We start from the raw sequence: 17,278 nt of genomic DNA, 5'->3' as shown, positions 1-17,278 counted from the left end.
ACCTCTGACCTCGACCAGCATGGATCTGCCACAACGCTTCCGCTCCAAGACCAGCGTACGGTCCAACATCCGCCTGTGGATAGGCCTGGCCATCATGATGGCCGGCGCCTGGGCGCTCACCAGCCAGTTCTGGGCCTACGCCCAGAACCATCCGGTGGTCTTCCAGGCCCTGGCCGGAGGCTCGGCCGCCGCGCTGGCGACCGCACTGGGCACCGTGCCCGTGATGCTGTCCCAGCGCCTGTCCGAGCGCACGCAGGACACCCTGTTCGGCTTTGGCGCAGGGGTCATGCTGGCCGCCTGCGCCTTCTCGCTGATCCTGCCGGGACTGGAGGCCGTGCGCACCCAGGAACTGTTCGGTGGCGGCAGCTGGGCGGCTGGCGGGGTCATAGGTTCGGCCATCCTGATGGGCGGTGCCGCCCTCATGCTCATGGACAGGCTCCTGCCCCATGAGCACTTCATCAAGGGCCGCGAAGGCCTGGACCCGCAAGGCGCGCGCAAGCTGCAGCGCACCTGGCTGTTCGTCTTCGCCATCACCCTGCACAACCTGCCCGAAGGCCTGGCCATCGGCGTGGGCTATGCGGGCAACGACGGACTGCGCGCCAATGCGCTGGCCACGGGCATTGCCATACAGGATGTGCCCGAAGGCCTGGTGGTGGCCGTGGCCCTGCTGGCCGCAGGCTACAAGCGCAGCTTTGCCGTGTTGCTGGGCATGGCCTCCGGCCTGGTGGAGCCCGTGGGCGCCGTGCTGGGGGCAGCCATCGTGAGCGGCTCGGCAGCCATGCTGCCCTGGGGACTGGGCTTTGCAGCGGGCGCCATGCTGTTCGTGATCAGCCACGAAATCATTCCTGAGTCGCACCGCAAGGGCCATGAAGCCTTTGCCACGGGCGGCCTCATGCTGGGCTTTGTGCTGATGATGGTGCTGGACACAGCCCTGGGCTGAGCCAGCGCACCGCGCACGCCTGGCTCAGGGCAGCAAAAGCCCCAGTTCCCGCGCCGCCGCCAGCACATGGCGGGCGTGGCGCTCTTCATAGCGGTGGGCTGGCATGGTCAGTGTCAGCGCCGCTGCCAATTCCCCATCGCGCTTGAACACGGGGGCAGAAATCCCGGCGATCTCGCGGTGCCTGTCCCCCACCATGGCGCAGTAGCCATCGGCACGCACACGGGCCAGCTGCGTGCGGCTGCCGCCGCGCGATGCGGCGTACAACTCGGTGTCGAAAGCCGACAGCACGCGCCCGCCTGCGCCCTGGGCCAGCGGCAGCAGATCGCCCGTGCGTGCATGGTCGCGCACGGGGTGCGGCGAATCCACGCGGTACAGGCACAGCCGGTCCTGGCCCTGGCGCACGTGGTAGGCCGCACTTTCGCCCGTGGCCTGCACCAGGGTGCGCAGCACGGGCATGACCACGCTGTCCAGCGAGAAATGCCGGGCATAGACGGTGTTCAGCCGCGCCACGGCCGGGCCCACGGCGTAGCGGCCGTCATCCATGCGCAGCACCCAGCCGCCATGCTCCAGCGAGGCCAGCAGCCGCAGCACGGTGCTCTTGTACAGGCGCGTGCGCTCCGACAACTGGGCCAGCGTCAGCCCGTCGTCGCCGTCGCGAAACGCTGCCAGCAGGCTCAAGGCCCTGTCCACGGCCGCCACGCCGCCCGGCGCGGCATTCTCGTCGGCCACCGATTCCGTCACTGATTTGCGAGGCATAAAAAGGCACCCAAGGGAAAACCCCAGGCACGCAGGCTTGACGATGGCGCGTGCAGCAGGGAATATTTCAATAGAGAGAATATAGTTCTATCTATTAGAACCACACAAAACCCCGATGTCAACAGGTGAATCCGCCACCATCGACACCCACCACCGGATGCAACTGCCCATGTCCTCCCACCGTTTTGACGTACTCATCAGCGAAGTCGGCCCGCGCGATGGCCTGCAGTCCGTGGCCTCCACCATGTCCACGGAGCACAAGCTGGCCTGGATCGCCGCGCTGGCCCATGCAGGCCTGCAGGAGATCGAGGTCGGCTCCTTCGTCTCGCCCAAGCTGCTGCCGCAGATGGCCGACGCGGCCGAGGTGGTCGCCCAGGCCATCACCCTGCCGGGCGTCACCGTGATGGCCCTGGCCCCCAATCTGCGCGGCGCCGAGGCCGCGCTGCGCGCCGGCGCCCACAAGGTCACGCTGCCCGTCTCGGCCAGCCCCGCGCACTCCATGGCCAATGTGCGCAAGACGCCCATGCAGATGGTGGACGAGGTGCGGGCGATTGCCGCGCTGCGCGACGAGATCGCACCGCAGGCCCTGATCGAGGCGGGCATCTCCACGGCCTTCGGCTGCACGCTGCAGGGCCTGGTGCCCGAGGACGAAGTGATTGCACTGGCCCTGGCCTGCGTGGCGGCGGGCGCCGATGAATCGGGCCTGTCCGACACCACGGGCATGGCCAACCCGGCCCAGGTGCGGCGCCTGTTCACACGGCTGCGCGCCGAGCTGGGCGAACATGCAGGCGCGGCCCACATGCACAATACGCGCGGCCTGGGCCTGGCCAACTGCCTGGCCGCCTACGAGGCCGGCGTGCGCACCTTCGATGCCTCGCTTGCCGGCCTGGGCGGCTGCCCGTATGCGCCCGGAGCCTCGGGCAACGTGGTCACCGAAGACCTGGTATTCATGTTCGAGGCCATGGGCATCCGCACCGGCGTGGACATCGATCGCCTGATCGCCGCCCGCCAGCCCCTGGCCGCAGGCCTGCCCGGCGAGGAGCTGCACGGCATGACGCCGCTGGCCGGACTGCCCAAGGGCTTTGTGCCCCGTATCTACGCACCGGCCTGAGCCGCAGCGACAACCCCCACATTCATTCACCGTTTTTCCATGAGCCAACCCACCTCCCCCGACACGGCCGCAGGCCAGACCGCGCCACTGCCCTACGCAGGCATCCGCGTGGTCGAGTTCACCCACATGGTCATGGGCCCGTCCTGCGGCATGATGCTGGCCGACCTGGGCGCCGAAGTCATCAAGATCGAGCCCGTGGGCCACGGCCGCGACGGCGATGCCACGCGCAAGCTGCTGGGCTCGGGCTCGGGCTTTTTCCCGCTGTTCAACCGCAACAAGAAAAGCCTGACGCTGGACCTGCAGACCGAGGAAGGCAAGCAGGCCGCGCTGCGCCTGATCGCCACGGCCGACGTGGTCTGCGAGAACTTCAAGCCCGGCACCATGCGCAAGCTGGGCCTGGACTACGACAGCCTCAAGGACCGCTTCGAGCGCCTCATCTACGTGAGCCACAAGGGCTTTCTGCCCGGCCCCTACGAGCACCGCACGGCGCTGGACGAAGTGGTGCAGATGATGGGCGGCCTGGCCTACATGACGGGCCGCCCCGGCGACCCGCTGCGCGCGGGCGCCAGCGTCAACGACATCATGGGCGGCATGTTCGGCGCCATGGGCGCGATGGCCGCCCTGGCCCAGCGCGAGAAGACCGGGCGCGGCCAGGAAGTGCAAAGCGCGCTGTTCGAGAACAACATCTTCCTGGTCGCCCAGCACATGATGCAGTTCGCCGTCACCGGCAAGCCGGCCGCGCCCATGCCGGCACGCATCTCGGCCTGGGCCATCTACGACGTGTTCGAAGTCCGGGACGGCGAGCAGATCTTCCTGGCCGTGGTCAGCGATGGCGCCTGGCGCCTGTTCTGCGACGCCTTCGGCCTGGGCGAGCTGCGCGACGATCCGCGCCTTGGCAGCAACAACGACCGCGTGCTGGCGCGCAGCTGGCTGATGCCGCTGCTGCGCGAGAAGATGGCCCCGCACAGCGCCGCCCACATTGCGGAGATCTTCGAGAAGAACGGCCTGCCCTTCGCGCCCATCGCACGCCCGCAGGACCTGCTGGAAGACCCGCACCTGAACGCCACGGGCGCGCTGGCCCCCATCACCCTGCCCGATGGCCGCGAGACCAAGACCGTGCTGCTGCCCTTCACGCTGGACGGCAAGCGCCTGGATGTGCGCCTGTCGCCGCCGCGCCTGGGCGAGCACAGCCTGGAGATCCTCACCGCCCTGGGCTACAGCAGCGAGCAGGCCCTGGCCCTGGCCCGGGGCGACGCCACCGACAGCCACGCCAAGGCTTCCCACTGACGCCAGGCTGAGCCACTGAAGGCGCCGCCGTCCACCCGGCGCGCGGCGCCCCTGCAACCTTGCACCCCATCCACCCCACACCGGACGACGCTTGCCGCGCGCCCGGCGGGGAGGCCTTTTCCCAAAAATTCCCGGAGACAACACCATGCCCGCCATCCACCGCAACCCGACCGCCCAAAACCGGACACAGGCACAGACCCAGGTCCGCCCTTGTTCCGCCCCGCGCCGCCAGTTGCTGCTGTGCGCCCTGCCCGCATTGGCTGCCGCCCTGCTCCCGCTGGCGGCCCAGGCCCAGCCTGACCACTGGCCCTCACGCGCCGTGCGCATGGTCGTGCCCTACACACCGGGCGGCGGCACGGACGCGGTCGCGCGCCAGATCAGCGAGCGCGTGGGCACGCTGAACAAATGGACCGTGGTCGTGGACAACAAGCCCGGCGCGGGCGGCAACATCGGCCTGGATGCCGTGGCCAAGTCCGCGCCGGATGGCTATACCTTCGGCATGGGCCAGACCGCCAACCTCGCCATCAACCCCGCCCTGCTGCCCAGCATGCCCTTCAACCCGCGCACCGACCTGATCCCCGTGGCCCTGGTCGCTGCCCAGCCCACGGTGCTGGTCGTGCCGCAGGACTCGCCATGGAAGTCGGTGCAGGACCTGGTCAAGGCCGCCAAGGCCGACCCGGGCGGCATCCGCCAGGGCCTGGCATCGACGGGTACGGTAGGCCACCTGGCCGGCGAGATGCTGGCCTTCAAGGCCGGCATCCAGGTGCTCAACGTGCCCTACAAGGGCGCAGCGCCGGCCGTGACCGACCTGCTGGGCAAGCAGACGCACTACATGTTCGGCACGCCCCAGGCCGTCTATCCGCTGCTCAAGGGCGGCAAGCTGCGCGCCCTGGCCGTGACCTCGGCCAAGCGCCTGCCCATCCTGCCCGAGGTGCCCACCGTGGCCGAATCGGGCTATGCAGGCTTCGAGGCCGTGGACTGGAAGCTCATCGCCGCGCCCAAGGGCACGCCGGCTGCCATCGTGCAGAAGATGAACACCGCCGTGAACGCGGCCCTGCAGCAGCCCGCCGTGCAGCAGCAACTGCAGGCCGAGGGCAGCACGGCCCTGGGCGGCAGCATCCAGGATGCCGCCCAATACCTGCTCAAGGAACAGACGGACTGGGCCGCGCTGATCCGCGACGCAAAGATACGCCTGGAGTGACCACGGAACAACAACGCCGCAGCGGCGCAATGAAAAAGGCGCGGAGCCCCTTTCGGGACCCGCGCCTTTTTATGGGCCGTCAGCCGGCCCGGAGATCAGATCGTGCGGCCGAAGGGACCATCGTCCCCCACCTGCACCATCTTGCGGCCGCGCGCAGGCTTGGCTGCGGTGCCGACTTCAGGCGCGGCGGGCTGCACCTTGCGCGCTGCGGGGCGCTTGGCAGGCGCCTTGACCGCGGCAACCTTGGCGGCCGGCTTGGCTGCCGGTTTCGCGGCTGCCTTGGCAACTGTCTTGGCGGCTGCCTTGGCGGCTGTCTTGGCCGCAGGCTTGGCTGCAGTCTTCACGGCCTTCTTCGCAGCAGGCTTGCCACCTGCCGGCGTCTTGCGCGCCGGCGCGGTCCCGGCCACGCAGTCGGCGTAGTAGCGCACTTCGCCATCTTCGCTTTGCAGTTCCACCAGGCCGTGGATGTCGGTCTCGAAGCCCGGGCACTCCTTGGCGAACTCGCGCGCAAACAGCAGGTAGTCCACGATCTTGCGGTTGAACACTTCGCCGGGAATCAGCAGCGGAATGCCGGGCGGGTACGGCGTGACCAGGCCCACGGTGATGCGGCCCTCCAGGTGGTCGATCTCCACGCGCTCGGTCTTGCGCTGCGCGATGTGGGCGTAGGCATCGGTGGGCTTCATGGCGGGCTGCAGGTCCGACAGGTACATCTCGGTCGTCAGGCGGGCGATGTCGTACTTGGCGTACAGCTGGTGCACGTGCTGGCACAGGTCGCGCAGGCCCATGCGCTCGTAGCGGCGGTGCTGCTGGCAGAACTCGGGCAGGATGCGCGCCAGCGGCTGGTTGCGGTCGTAGTCGTCCTTGAACTGCTGCAGCGCCGTCAGCATGGTGTTCCAGCGGCCCTTGGTGATGCCGATGGTGAACATGATGAAGAACGAGTACAGGCCCGTCTTCTCCACCACCACGCCGTGCTCGGCCAGGTACTTGGTCACGATGGAGGCGGGGATGCCCGTGTCCGAGAAATCGCCGTCCAGGTCCAGGCCCGGCGTCACGATGGTGGACTTGATCGGGTCCAGCATGTTGAAGCCGTCGGCCAGCTCGCCGAAGCCGTGCCAGTTGTCGAACTCCTTGCCGTTCTTGGCCTTGGAGCGCTTGGGTGCCGCGTCATGGCCGCGGATGATCCAGTCCTGGGCCGAGCCCACGCCTTCATCGGCCAGCTTCTCGGGACCCCAGACCTCGAACCACCAGTCGTCGTCGCCGAACTCGTCCTCCACCTTGCGCATGGCGCGGCGGAAGTCCAGCGCTTCCAGAATGGACTCCTCCACCAGGGCCGTGCCGCCGGGCGGCTCCATCATCGCGGCGGCCACGTCGCAGCTGGCGATGATGCTGTACTGCGGGCTGGTCGAGGTGTGCATCAGGTACGCCTCGTTGAACAGGTGGTGGTCCAGCTTTTCGGTCTGGCTGTCCTGCACCAGCACATGCGAGGCCTGGCTGATGCCGGCCAGCAGCTTGTGGATGGACTGCGTGGCATACACCACCGAGTGCTTGGGGCGCGCGCGCTTCTTGCCCATGGCGTGGTAGCTGCCATAGAACGGGTGGAAGGCAGCGTGCGGCAGCCAGGCCTCATCGAAGTGCAGGTTGGCCACATAGCCGTCCAGCATGCTCTTGATGGTCTCGGTGTTGTAGAGCACGCCGTCGTAGGTGGACTGCGTCAGCGTCAGCACGCGCGGCTTGACCGTCTTGGCATCCACGCCCTTGAGCAGCGGATTGGCCGCGATCTTGGCCTGGATGGACTCCACCGAGAACTCGCTTTGCGGGATCGGGCCGATGATGCCGAAGTGGTTGCGCGTGGGCTTGAGGAACACCGGAATCGCACCCGTCATGATGATGGAGTGCAGGATGGACTTGTGGCAGTTGCGGTCCACCACCACCACGTCGCCGGGCGCCACGGCGTGGTGCCACACGATCTTGTTCGACGTGGACGTGCCGTTGGTCACGAAGTAGCAATGGTCGGCATTGAAGATGCGGGCGGCATTGCGCTCGCTCTCGCCGATGGCGCCGTTGTGGTCCAGCAACTGGCCCAGCTCCTCCACCGCGTTGCACACGTCGGCGCGCAGCATGTTCTCGCCGTAGAACTGGTGGTACATCTGGCCCACGGGGCTTTTCAGGAAGGCCACGCCGCCCGAGTGTCCGGGGCAGTGCCAGCTGTAGGAGCCGTCTTCCGCATAGTCCAGCAGCGCCTTGAAGAACGGCGGCTGCACGCCTTCCAGGTAGCTCTTGGCTTCGCGGATGATGTGCTTGGCCACGAACTCCGGCGTGTCCTCGAACATGTGGATGAAGCCGTGCAGCTCGCGCAGGATGTCGTTGGGCAGGTGGCGGCTGGTCTTGGTCTCGCCGTAGATGTAGATCGGCACATCGGCGTTCTTGCGGCGCACTTCGCCGATGAAGCTGCGCAGGCTGTGGATCACGGGATCGGTTCCGCCATCGCCCAGCGAGAACTCCTCGTCATCGATGGACAGAATGAAGGCACTGGCCCGGCTTTGCTGCTGCGCGAATTGCGACAGGTCGCCATAGCTGGTCACGCCCAGCACCTCGAAACCTTCTTCCTCGATGGCCTGGGCCAGGGCGCGGATGCCCAGGCCCGAGGTGTTCTCGGAGCGGTAGTCCTCGTCGATGATGACGATGGGAAAGCGAAACTTCATGGGGGCAGCCTCCGTAACCTGAGCGGGCCAAAAAACGAAACAGGCGCGAAGTGTAAGGAATATCCTTATTGCGCCTTTGAAGCGTGCGGATTTTCACCCAGAATGTGCTGCACTAAACACAAGCAACTGTCACAAAGGGAGTCTCACGCATGGAATATTCCACCATCTGGTGGCTAGTCGCCGGCGCCTTGGTCATCGCCGAGCTGCTGACCGGCAGCTTCTATCTGCTGATGCTGGCGCTGGGCGCCATCGTCGGCGCGCTGTGCGCGCATGCGGGCCTGGCGCCCATTGCACAGATCATCATCGCCGCCGCGCTGGGCAGCGCCTTCGTGCTGGCCTGCTATCTGGTGCGCCGCCGCCAGCCCAGCCGCCAGCCGGCATCGAGCAACCGCGATGTCAACCTCGACATAGGCGAGTCCGTCATGGTCGAGCAATGGAATTCCGACGGCACGGCCCAGGTCCGCTACCGTGGCGCCCAATGGACCGTGATCGGCCGCCCGGGCAACCTGCCCTCGGCCGGCATGCACCGCGTGGCCGAGGTCGTCGGCAACCGGCTGCTCGTGGACAAGCTCTGAGCCACCGCTGCACCTCTTGCGCACACCTGGGGATGCAGTCCTCGCGCCCCTTCGCCTCACCCTCTTGTTTCACTGAATGCCCTCCGGGCTTGGAGACACCATGGAAATCGCCATCGTCATCGCCGTCATCGCGGCCATCTTCATCGCACGATCCGTCAAGGTCGTGCCCCAGCAGCACGCATGGGTCAAGGAACGCCTTGGCAAGTACGCCGGCACGCTCACGCCGGGCCTGAACTTCCTCGTGCCCTTCGTGGACCGCGTGGCCTACAAGCACAGCCTCAAGGAAATCCCGCTGGATGTGCCCAGCCAGGTCTGCATCACGCGCGACAACACCCAGCTGCAGGTGGACGGCATCCTCTACTTCCAGGTCACCGACCCCATGCGCGCCAGCTACGGCTCGTCCAACTACATCATGGCCGTCACCCAGCTGGCCCAGACCTCGCTGCGCAGCGTGATCGGCAAGCTCGAACTGGACAAGACCTTCGAGGAGCGCGACATGATCAATGCCCAGGTGGTCTCCGCCATCGACGAGGCCGCGCTCAACTGGGGCGTGAAGGTGCTGCGCTATGAAATCAAGGACCTGACGCCACCGGCCGAAATCCTGCGCTCCATGCAGGCCCAGATCACGGCCGAGCGCGAAAAGCGCGCCCTGATCGCCGCCTCTGAAGGCCGCCGCCAGGAACAGATCAACATCGCCACCGGCGAGCGCGAAGCCTTCATCGCACGCTCCGAAGGCGAGAAGCAGGCCGTCATCAACAAGGCCCAGGGCGAGGCCGAATCCATCAAGGCCGTGGCCGACGCCACCGCCCAGGCCATCGAACGCGTGGCCAACGCCATCCGCCAGCCCGGCGGCGAACAGGCCGTGCAGCTCAAGGTGGCCGAAAAGGCCGTCGAGGCCTACAGCCAGGTGGCATCGGACGCCACCACCACCTTGATCGTTCCCAGCAACATGACCGAGGTATCGAGCCTGATCACCTCGGCCATGAAGATGATCCAGACCGGACAGCGCACCAGCTGAGATCCGCCGGAACCCCACCAAGAACGGGCCATCGCGGCCCGTTTTTCATTGCGCGCCGGTCTGCTGCACCAGTGCCATGGCGAAGCGCCCATGGCCCACGGACCAGTCCGAGTAGTCGTTCTCATGCATGAAGATGAACACATCGGCCGGCGCAACCCCGGCCCCCTCGTGCAGGTTGCGCGCAATGGCCGCATACAAGGCCTTCTTCATCGCGTCGCTGCGTCCGCGCCGCATGGTGATCTCGACCACCACCACCGCATCCGAACGCACCACCCCGTTGAAACTGCGGCTGAACGCGAACTGCCCGGGAGCGTACGGGTGCACCATGTTGAACAGCTCGTCCTCGGGCATGCCAATGCCTTGCACCAGCGCCTGGTGGATGCCCTGCACGACGGCATCGCGCTGGGAAGTGGAGGTGGACTGGGGCAGATAGGTGTGGACGAAGGGCATGGTGCTATGTGCTTTGGGATCGAATGGAGAGGAAGAGTCCGGCCAGAATCCACGCAGGATTGCCGGCCGAAGCGGCAAATCTATCCACCGGCCCATTGCCTGAAAAGCGATGATTTGGCCGGTTCTATGTACCTGGAACTCACATAGCCTCCACCCGCCCGTGACCCGAATCATGACCCGACTCATGACCCCACCCATGACCCGCCGCCTGCCCCCGCTGGCCGCCCTGCGCGCCTTTGAAGCTGCCGCACGCCTGGGCCGCATGACGGCGGCGGCAGACGAGCTGTGCGTCTCGCCCGGCGCCGTCAGCCGCCAGGTACGGCAGCTGGAGCAGCACCTGGGCCTGGCGCTGTTCGCGGGCACCAAGGCCCGCCCCACGCTCACCGCAGCGGCGCGCACCCTGCAGCCCGCGCTCACCCAGGCCTTCGAGCAGATCCATGAGGCGGTGCGCAGCCTGGGCGACGCCCACGAAGGCCCGCTGGACGTGGCCTGCTTCAGCACCTTCACCGTCAAATGGCTGATCCCCCGGCTGTTCGACTTCCACGCGCACCACCCCGGCATCGAGGTGCGCCTGCGCACCACGGACACCGGCACCGACGCTGCACGCGAAGGCTGCGACCTGCTCATCACGGCCATTCCCACCGACAGCAGCGGCAACAGCGGCCAGGCCATTGCAGACGACGAGTTGGCCCTGCCGCTTTTCGACGAGTACCTGGGCCCCGTGATGTCCCCCGCAATGGCCGGGCCTGTCGCGCGGCCCCATGACCTGGCCAGCCTCCCCTTGCTGCACACGCGCGGCCGGCGCGATGCCTGGGACCTGTGGGCCGCCTCCATGGACATGGCCCCGCCCGCAGCGGTAGGCCCCGTCTACGAGCACTACTACTTCACGCTGGAAGCGGCGCTGCGCGGCCTGGGTGCAGCCGTCGCTCCCTGGCACCTGGTGATGGACGACGTGCAGGCCGGCCGCCTGCTGGCACCCTTCGGCTTCACGGCCTCCGGCTACCGCTACCTGGCACTGCGCCGCAGCACCGCCGCGCCTGCCCGGCTCGACACCCTGTGCACGTGGCTGCAGGCGCAGGTGCGGGCCATGCCGCAAGTGCAGAACTTCCAACAGAACACAACGACTCCCCGCAAGATTTGAACTATGCCAACCACGCCAAATTCCGAGGAGTTTGTGACCATCGCCAGGCAGAACCCCATCAACGCCGCACTCCTGCAGCGCCTGCCGGCCCTGGGCCTGAATCAATGCCACCTGACGGCAGGCTGCCTGTTCCAGGCCTGGTGGAATCAACACTCAGGCCGCCCTGCAGGCTGGGGCGTGAAGGACTACGACATCTTCTACTTCGACGACAACGACCTGTCGTGGGAAGCCGAAGACGCCGTAATCCGCAAGGCCGAGCAGTTGCTGGCAGACCTGGGCGCCCGCATCGAAATACGCAACCAGGCGCGCGTGCACCTGTGGTATCCACAGCGCTTCAACGCGCCCTATCCCCAACTGCGTAGCGCCCGCGATGGCATGGACCGTTACCTGATCGCCTGCACCTGCGTTGGCATCGATGTGACCAGCGGGGAGCTGTATGCGCCCGATGGACTGGCAGACCTCGCGGCAGGCCGGCTGCGCATCAACCCCAGGTTCGCACAACCGGCCATGTTCGAGGCCAAAGCGCGAAACTACCAAGAGCGCTGGCCTTGGCTCACCGTGGCGAATTGATGGCACACCATGGAGTTTGTCCAGGACGTGCAAAACCAGTGCTAGAATCGCGGTCTTCGGAGAGGTGGATGAGCGGTTTAAGTCGCACGCCTGGAAAGCGTGTGTGGGCTAATCCCCACCGCGGGTTCGAATCCCGCCCTCTCCGCCAAAATGATCTAAGCCCTTGATTGATTCAATCAAGGGCTTTTTTCTTTGTGCAGCGTGTGACCGCACGGCAGGCATCAGGCGAACCCGCTCCTGATCGCAGCGGGTTCGATTCAGGCCTGCCGCCCGGGCTACCTGAGCCGTGGCTGCACGATGATCTTCACCGCCGATTCGTTGTTGTGGATCAGCGTGTCAAAGCCATGCGCCACCAGGTCATCGAGCTGGATGCGCTGGGTGATGAAGGGCTCGAGGTTGATCTTGCCCTCCTCGACCAGCTTGATGGTTTCCTGGTGGTCGTTGCAGTAGGCAATGGTGCCGCGCACGTCCAGCTCCTTCATGACCACGCTGTGCACGTTGATGGTGGCCGGATGGCTCCAGATGGACACGATCACCACCACGCCCGTGGCCTTCGTCACGGCCACCAGCGTGTCCAGCACCTTGTTCACGCTGGAGCATTCGAACGACACATCCACGCCCTTGCCGCCGGTGAGCTTCATCACCTCGGCCACCACGTCCACTTCGGAGGGGTCGAGGATGTGATCGGCCACGCCCGATTCACGCGCCTTCTGCTTGCGCTTGGCGCTCAGTTCGGTGATGACCACCGTCAGGCCCTTGGCCTTCAGGATGGCGGACAGCAGCAGGCCGATGGGGCCTGCACCGCCGACCAGCGCCACATCACCCGCTTTCGCTCCGCTGCGGGTATAGGCATGGTGGCCCACGGACAGCGGCTCGATCAGCGCGGCCTGGTCCAGTGGAATGGCACTGGAGATCGGGTGCACCCAGCGGCGCTTGACCGCAATCCGCTCGGACAGCCCGCCGCCGCGCCCGCCCAGGCCGATGAAATTCATGTCCTTGGACAGGTGGTAGTGGTCGCCCGGCCCCGTGGGCACATCGTCGGCCACGATGTAGGGCTCCACCACGACGTGCTGACCGACCTTGATATCGTCGACGCCCGCGCCCACGGCGTACACCACGCCGGAGAACTCGTGCCCCATGGTGATGGGTGCGGACTCGCCCGAGATGGGGTGCGGATGGCCGCAGGGCGGAATGAAGATCGGCCCTTCCATGAACTCATGCAAATCCGTGCCGCAGATGCCGCACCAGGCCACCTCGATGCCCACGGTGCCGGGCTCCACCACGGGTTCGGGGATGTCTTCGATGCGGATGTCGCCCCGGTCGTAGAAACGTGCTGCTTTCATGATTGAACTTTCTGTTTTGCAAGGCTGGGTTGGCGGGCGGCACAGCCGCCCCATGGCGATTATTCGGCCTTACCGCAGGTGATGAACTTGCTGCAGGTCATAGACACGCACTGGCAGGCCTTCCTGCCGCGCCTTGAGCTGCAGCGCCAGGTACAGCGAGTAGTGGCGCGACTGGTGCAGGTTGCCGCCGTGGAACCACAGCGCCTCTTGCTGCGTGGGCTTCCACATGTTGCGCTGCTCACCCTCCCACGGTCCCGGGTCCTTGGTGGTGTCCGAGCCCAGGCCCCAGACCTTGCCCACCTTGTCTGCCACCTCCTGGCTGATCAGGTCGGCCACCCAGCCGTTCATGGAGCCATAGCCGGTCGCGTAGACCACCAGGTCCGCCGGCAGCTCGGTGCCATCGGCCAGCACCACCGCGTTTTCCGACAGGTGGCTGATCTGTTTGCCCGCCTGCAGCTTGATGCTGCCGTCGATCACCAGATCACAGGCCCCCACGTCGATGTAGTAGCCCGAGGCGCGGCGCAGGTACTTCATGAAAAGGCCGGAGTCGTCATCACCGAAGTCCAGCATGAAGCCGGTCGCCTCTAGCTTGCGGTAGAAGTCCGCGTCGCGCTCGCGGATGCGGTCGTACACCGGCACCTGGAAGTCGGCCATGATGCGGTAGGGCAGCGAGGCGAAGATCAGGTCCGCCTTCCTGGTCGTCACGCCGCTGGCCACGGCGCGCTCCGAATACAGGTCGCCCAGGCCGATGTCCATCAGCGAATCGGAGCGCACGATGTGCGTGGACGAGCGCTGCACCATGGTCACATCGGCGCCGTGCTCCCACAGGGCCGCGCAGATGTCGTGCGCCGAATTGTTGGCGCCGATCACCACCACCTTCTTGCCCGCGTAGGCATCCGGGCCATGGTGCTGGGACGAGTGCTGCTGCTCGCCCTTGAACACGTCCTGGCCCTTGATCTTGGGCACATTCGCCTTGCCCGACATGCCGGTGGCAAACACCACATGCTTGGGGCGCAGCACCTGCGTCTCGCCGTTGCGCTCCACGGTGACTTCCCATTCCTGCCTGTCCTCATCGAAGCGGGCGTTCAGGCAATCGGTGGAGGGCCAGTAGTTGACCTCCATCACCTTGGTGTACATCTCCAGCCAGTCGCCGATCTTGTCCTTGGGCGCGAACACGGGCCAGTTGTCCGGGAAAGGCATGTACGGCAGGTGGTCGTACCAGACCGGGTCGTGCAGGCACAGCGATTTATAGCGGTTGCGCCACTGGTCGCCGGGGCGCGCCTGGCGGTCGATGACGATGTGCGATACCCCCAGCTGGCGCAGCCGCGCGCCCAGCGCAATGCCGCCCTGGCCGCCGCCGATGACGAGCACGAAAGGCTGCTTGTCGCGGCCCAGCTCCTGGGCCTCCTGCTGGCGGCGCTCCAGCCAGGTCTGGCGGCCACGCCGGATGCCGTGCTCGGCCCCCATCGGGCGGCGCGTGCCCATGGGTTCCTCATGGCCCTTGAGCTCCTGGGCGGCCGTCAGCAGCGTCCAGATGCGCCCGTCCCTGATGCGGACATGGCCGCCGCCGCGCGCATGGCGCGTGTCGATCACGATCCAGGCGGACACCACGCCATCGGCCTCCTCCACCGCCTCACGCTCGTCCAGCGAAAAGCGCACGGGCGCCGCGGCGTCCAGCTGCGCAGCCAGCATGTCGGCGATCTGGCTGCGCCCTTCCATGGTCTTGATGTTCCAGGTCAGCAGCACCAGGTCGCGCCAGTAGCATTCATCGGCGAACAGGCGGCTGGCGGCCGCGAAGTCGCGGTCTCCCAGGGCATGGTTGAGTTGGTCAAGCAGCGCCTTGGCGCGGGCGTTGGGCGTCGTATCGGTCATGGTTGTCTCCTTGATGCGGTCATGCCCGCTGGTTTTTCTTCGGGCAGGCGCTCTTACGCAATCACCATGCCAGACAGGCCCGGCGGCAGGATGCGCCAGGCAAATCAAGGGGTTGCCTGCGCGCCTCCGGTACAAACCCTGCGCCTTGCACCCCGCTGCCCGGCGTTGCCGCCCGCGACAGGTGGGGCAGCCCTGCGACACCTGTCGCACCAGGCGTGCTGCAGCGCAGCAGGAGCAGTGGGTAAATCTCCATTGGCGTAGCCAGGTGCGGGGCACAGAATCGTCTGCGGCACTTTCAAAGCCCGCATCGACTCCACGCCATGCCCCTGCAGTCCTACGCCTCGCACATCCAGGAAATCGAAGCCTTTGGCCTCGGCTACTCCAACCGCGGCCAAGAGCGCGACCGCGCCGTGCTGCGCAGCTGGCGCCGCTGCATCGACTCCCACCGGCTCGACCCGGCGCATACCAGCGAAGCCCACATCGTGACCGACGGCCAGCTGCGCGCGCACCGCGAGGAATCCGAGCCGCTGATCCACATCGCCCGCCATGCGCTGGAGCGGCTGTACCAGCAGCTCAAGGGCCTGGACTACGTGCTGCTGCTGGCGGACCGGCACGGCGTGGCCGTGGACTTCCTCGGGCACGAGGCCGACGCTGGCGACCTGCGCCGCGCAGGCTTGTACCTGGGCGCGCAGTGGCGCGAGGACCACTCGGGCACCTCGGCCGTGGGGGCCTGCCTGGAAACGGGCGAGGCGCTGACCGTGCACCAGAGCGACCATTTCGACTTCACCCACACCGGCCTGTCCTGCACGGCCGCGCCCATCTACGACATGCACGGCGAACTCGCGGCGGTGCTGGACCTGTCGCTGCTGCGCTCACCCGCCGAGCGGGCCAGCCAGAACCTGGCGCTCAACCTCGTCGTGGCCGCTGCGCGGCGCGTGGAGCAGGCCAACCTGATGGCCCAGTCCGGCCAGGACTGGGTGGTGCGCCTGGCGCAGTCGCCCGATTTCCTCGACGTCGATCCCGACGCCTCCATCAGCGTGGACGCACGGGGCCGCATCCGCGCCATGACCCACGCGGGCGCCCGCCTGCTGGTGGCCGCAGCGCAGCTGGACTGGCGCCAGCGCCACAAGCTCATCGGCCAGCCGCTGGAGCGCTTCTTCGACGTGGACCTGCGCCACCTGCCCGAGCTGCGCCGCCATCGCCCGGCGCAGGAGCGCATCATCCGCGCCCGCGACGGCAGCATCCTCTTCGCCCATGCCATGGAGCCGCAGCGCCCGACACGCCGCCTGCGCGCGCAGGCAATGCCGGCGCAGCCCCCGCTGCCGGCAGCGCTGCAGGCGTTGGACACGGGGGATGCCAAGCTGCAGACGCTGCTGCGCAAGGCCGCACGGCTCGCGCCGCAAACGCTGCCCATCCTGGTGCAGGGGGAGACTGGCGCAGGCAAGGAATACCTGGCCCGCGCGCTGCATGCCAGCAGCGGCCGCAGCGGCGCCTTCGTCGCCATCAACTGCGCGGCCATTCCCGAGGCGCTGCTGGAAAGCGAGCTGTTCGGCTACCTGCCCGGCACCTGGACCGGCGGCGCCAGCAAGGGCCGCGAGGGCCTGATAGCCGCGGCGCACGAAGGCACGCTGTTCCTCGACGAGATCGGCGATATGCCACTGGCCCTGCAAGCCAAGCTGCTGCGTGTCCTGTCCGAATCCGAAATCACCCCGCTGGGCGCCCGCGCGCCACGGGCGGTGTCCGTTCGCGTCATCTCGGCCTCGCACCGGCCGCTGGCCGAGTTGGTGCGGCGCGGCAGCTTCCGCGAAGACCTGCTTTACCGCCTCAATGCCGCCGAGCTGCAACTGCCCGCCCTGCGCCAGCGAAGCGACCTGCAGGCCATTGCCGACCAGATGCTGGCCACGCTGGGCAGCCATCTGCACCTGGGCGACGCGGCCCGCGCGCTGCTGGCCGCGCACGCCTGGCCCGGCAACCTGCGCGAACTGCACAACGCGCTGCGCTACGCCGCAGCCCTGTGCGGGAACGATGGCGACGGCAGCATCGAGCCCGACCACCTGCCCGACGCACTGCACGGCACCCCACCCTGCACCGCCGCCCTGGCCAGCAACACCAGCGAGCCCGCCGCACAGGCGCTGGAGCAACTGCTGGCCCAATGCCAGGGCAACGTCTCCGAGGCGGCGCGCCAGCTCGGCGTCAGCCGCTCCACCATCCACCGCCGCATCCAGCAGCTGCAGCTTGGCGTGCGGCATGCCCAATGGCGCGGCCCATAGGGCCGAGCGCCAACGGGCAACCGGCAACCGGCAACCGGCAAC

Annotated in this window: 14 protein-coding genes and 1 tRNA gene; 10 read left to right on the top strand and 5 right to left on the bottom strand. The window is 67.2% G+C overall.

The features are described from left to right. Positions 1–19 precede the first annotated feature (19 nt). On the top strand, positions 20–940 hold the full coding sequence (locus AC57B5_RS02160; protein ID WP_012204817.1) for a ZIP family metal transporter: 921 nt from the start codon (positions 20–22) through the stop codon (positions 938–940). A 24-nt stretch (positions 941–964) separates the two neighbouring features. Here AC57B5_RS02160 and AC57B5_RS02155 read toward each other — a convergent pair whose 3' ends face one another. Next, complete coding sequence (locus tag AC57B5_RS02155) at positions 965–1,696, bottom strand: IclR family transcriptional regulator (protein WP_496398604.1); 732 nt, start codon at positions 1,694–1,696, stop codon at positions 965–967. A 157-nt stretch (positions 1,697–1,853) separates the two neighbouring features. Between AC57B5_RS02155 and AC57B5_RS02150 the strand changes: the two genes are divergently transcribed. The 3 genes from AC57B5_RS02150 to AC57B5_RS02140 all read left to right on the top strand — a co-directional run bounded on the left by AC57B5_RS02150 (position 1,854) and on the right by AC57B5_RS02140 (position 5,295). Beyond that, positions 1,854–2,807: a hydroxymethylglutaryl-CoA lyase gene (locus AC57B5_RS02150; RefSeq protein ID WP_496399424.1), complete on the top strand. Its 954-nt coding sequence runs from the start codon at positions 1,854–1,856 to the stop codon at positions 2,805–2,807. A 39-nt stretch (positions 2,808–2,846) separates the two neighbouring features. Beyond that, positions 2,847–4,094 carry a CaiB/BaiF CoA transferase family protein gene (locus AC57B5_RS02145; protein ID WP_496398603.1) on the top strand — a complete coding sequence of 416 codons (1,248 nt, stop codon included), beginning with the start codon at positions 2,847–2,849 and terminating at the stop codon, positions 4,092–4,094. A 145-nt stretch (positions 4,095–4,239) separates the two neighbouring features. Continuing rightward, positions 4,240–5,295 (top strand): Bug family tripartite tricarboxylate transporter substrate binding protein, encoded by a 1,056-nt coding sequence (locus tag AC57B5_RS02140; RefSeq protein ID WP_496398602.1) that lies wholly within the window; start codon positions 4,240–4,242, stop codon positions 5,293–5,295. 95 nt (positions 5,296–5,390) lie between these two features. Here the strand turns inward: AC57B5_RS02140 and AC57B5_RS02135 are convergent, their stop codons facing one another. Continuing rightward, positions 5,391–7,997, bottom strand: coding sequence for an Orn/Lys/Arg family decarboxylase (locus AC57B5_RS02135; RefSeq protein WP_496398601.1), 2,607 nt, complete (start codon positions 7,995–7,997; stop codon positions 5,391–5,393). 149 nt (positions 7,998–8,146) lie between these two features. Between AC57B5_RS02135 and AC57B5_RS02130 the strand changes: the two genes are divergently transcribed. Both AC57B5_RS02130 and AC57B5_RS02125 read left to right on the top strand, forming a co-directional pair. Continuing rightward, positions 8,147–8,572, top strand: a complete 426-nt coding sequence (locus tag AC57B5_RS02130) for an NfeD family protein (protein ID WP_012204811.1) — start codon at positions 8,147–8,149, stop codon at positions 8,570–8,572. Between the two features lie 100 nt (positions 8,573–8,672). After that, complete coding sequence (locus tag AC57B5_RS02125) at positions 8,673–9,590, top strand: SPFH domain-containing protein (RefSeq protein ID WP_012204810.1); 918 nt, start codon at positions 8,673–8,675, stop codon at positions 9,588–9,590. A 45-nt stretch (positions 9,591–9,635) separates the two neighbouring features. On the opposite strand, the gene AC57B5_RS02120 is transcribed toward AC57B5_RS02125, so the two are convergent. Next, positions 9,636–10,040 carry a tautomerase family protein gene (locus AC57B5_RS02120; protein ID WP_230355960.1) on the bottom strand — a complete coding sequence of 135 codons (405 nt, stop codon included), beginning with the start codon at positions 10,038–10,040 and terminating at the stop codon, positions 9,636–9,638. A 196-nt stretch (positions 10,041–10,236) separates the two neighbouring features. Here AC57B5_RS02120 and AC57B5_RS02115 point away from each other — a divergent pair, with 196 nt between their 5' ends. The 3 genes from AC57B5_RS02115 (at position 10,237) to AC57B5_RS02105 (ending at position 11,899) form a co-directional block, all read left to right on the top strand. Then, a complete protein-coding gene (locus tag AC57B5_RS02115) occupies positions 10,237–11,181 on the top strand; it encodes a LysR substrate-binding domain-containing protein (RefSeq protein WP_496399423.1) in 945 nt (314 codons plus the stop codon). Positions 11,182–11,184: 3 nt separating this feature from the next. Then, on the top strand, positions 11,185–11,751 hold the full coding sequence (locus AC57B5_RS02110) for a nucleotidyltransferase family protein (RefSeq protein ID WP_096915908.1): 567 nt from the start codon (positions 11,185–11,187) through the stop codon (positions 11,749–11,751). A 58-nt stretch (positions 11,752–11,809) separates the two neighbouring features. Continuing rightward, positions 11,810–11,899: transfer RNA gene (locus AC57B5_RS02105), tRNA-Ser, on the top strand. A gap of 127 nt (positions 11,900–12,026) precedes the next feature. Here the strand turns inward: AC57B5_RS02105 and AC57B5_RS02100 are convergent. Beyond that, positions 12,027–13,094 (bottom strand): 2,3-butanediol dehydrogenase, encoded by a 1,068-nt coding sequence (locus AC57B5_RS02100; protein ID WP_496398600.1) that lies wholly within the window; start codon positions 13,092–13,094, stop codon positions 12,027–12,029. A gap of 69 nt (positions 13,095–13,163) precedes the next feature. Further along, on the bottom strand, positions 13,164–14,966 hold the full coding sequence (locus AC57B5_RS02095) for an NAD(P)/FAD-dependent oxidoreductase (RefSeq protein ID WP_496398599.1): 1,803 nt from the start codon (positions 14,964–14,966) through the stop codon (positions 13,164–13,166). A 320-nt stretch (positions 14,967–15,286) separates the two neighbouring features. Between AC57B5_RS02095 and AC57B5_RS02090 the strand changes: the two genes are divergently transcribed. After that, positions 15,287–17,236: a sigma 54-interacting transcriptional regulator gene (locus tag AC57B5_RS02090; RefSeq protein ID WP_492802754.1), complete on the top strand. Its 1,950-nt coding sequence runs from the start codon at positions 15,287–15,289 to the stop codon at positions 17,234–17,236. Positions 17,237–17,278: the final 42 nt, after the last annotated feature.

It is taken from the genome of Delftia sp. BGA-UO-ETr-SB1 (assembly GCF_059567865.1).
This window is presented reverse-complemented; position numbering and strand designations above follow the sequence as displayed.